The organism is Pseudonocardia sp. N23 (genome assembly GCF_002583555.1).
Taxonomy (GTDB): Bacteria; Actinomycetota; Actinomycetes; order Mycobacteriales; family Pseudonocardiaceae; genus Pseudonocardia.
The window spans coordinates 1-1,359 of sequence record NZ_BEGX01000053.1; the positions used below are offsets into that span (position 1 = coordinate 1).

At 70.6% G+C, this 1,359-nt stretch carries 1 protein-coding gene; it reads left to right on the forward strand.

Features of this window, described 5'->3' with window-relative positions:
* Positions 1-262 precede the first annotated feature (262 nt).
* Positions 263-1,342: an IS110 family transposase gene (locus TOK_RS16350; protein WP_098958747.1), complete on the forward strand. Its 1,080-nt coding sequence runs from the start codon at positions 263-265 to the stop codon at positions 1,340-1,342.
* Positions 1,343-1,359 lie beyond the last annotated feature (17 nt).

Below are 1,359 nucleotides of genomic sequence, written 5' to 3' on the forward strand. Positions count from 1 at the left end.
TGTGAGGCTGGTGGTACCGGCCCGGTAATGGTGGGTTGGTGCACGACGACAGCAGGTGTGGCCCTTGCTCTGACTGGCCCTGCGGGTGCCTTCAAGCGGGACTTGCCCGCCTGGTGGCGTCGGCGCCGGCCCGGCCGGAGCAGCTGGCCTGATCAGGAGCTTGACCGCCGGTAGCCGCCGGCGTGTCCCGTCACAGTCTTGCCGGCTCCGAACCGGGACCGGGACCTTCCACGTCCCTCCCGGCAAGGAGAACGCAGTGCCCATGCTGACAGAGCCCCTGGAGAAGTCCAGGCTCGCTGAGACCGTTGACGTCGTGATCGGCGTCGATACCCACACCAACACCCACACCGCCGCCGCGGTCACCGCGGCGACCGGAGCGCTTGTGGCGACGGTGACGGTGTCCGCGGACGCCGACGGGTACGGCGAGCTCGTCGAGTTCGCCGACACCCACGCCGGTCTACGGGCCTGGGCGATCGAGGGCACCGGCGGCTACGGCGCCGGCCTGGCCCGCCACCTCGCCGCCATCGACGAGCTGGTGGTCGAGCTCGACCGGCCTGGACGTCCGGCACGTCGTGGTGGTCGTAAGTCCGACCCGCTCGACGCCGCCCGCGCTGCGCGCGAGGCGCTCTCGCGCGCCCGGTTGGCCCAACCCAAGACCGGTGCTGATCGGGCGGCACTGCAGATGCTGTTGACCGTGCGCCGGGGCGCGGTCAAGGCGGGCGCGGACGCTCAACGTCAGCTACGCGCTCTGGTGATCACCGCCCCGGAGCGGGTCCGGGACCGGTTCCGCGGGCAGAGCATCGTCGTCATGACCTCGACCGCGGCCAAGCTGCGCCCGCACACCGCCGCTGAGGACGTCCACGTGTTCACCGCGATGACCGCTCTGCGCAGCCTCGCGCGACGTATCCACGACCTGGACACCGAGGCCGGCGAGCACGAGAAGGCGATCCGAACCATCGTGCGGTCCTGGCGCCCGGACCTGCTCCCGCTGCCCGGGGTTGGCCCGATCACCGCCGCCACCGTTCTGACCGCCTGGTCGCATGCGGGCCGCTGCCGTGATGACGGCGCGTTCGCCATGCTCGCCGGGACCGCGCCCATTCCCGCGTCCTCGGGCAAGACGGTGCGCTACCGGCTCAACCGCTGCGGGGATCGTCAGCTCAACCGGGCCCTTCACACCATCGCTGTCTCGAGGCTGCGTTATGACCCCGACACCCGTGCCTACGCCGAGCGCCGCCGCGCCGAGGGCAAGACCGACCCAGAGATCCGTCGCTGCCTCAAGCGCTACATCAGCCGCCAGTTCTACCGACAGCTCGAACATCCACCGGTCACCTCAAGAGCTTGACGAACCATAGGAGCGTC

Bases quoted from the DNA above. Each gene is read 5' to 3' on its own strand.
- TOK_RS16350 (WP_098958747.1), top strand. From the start codon at position 263: ATGCTGACAGAGCCCCTGGAGAAGTCCAGGCTCGCTGAGACCGTTGAC.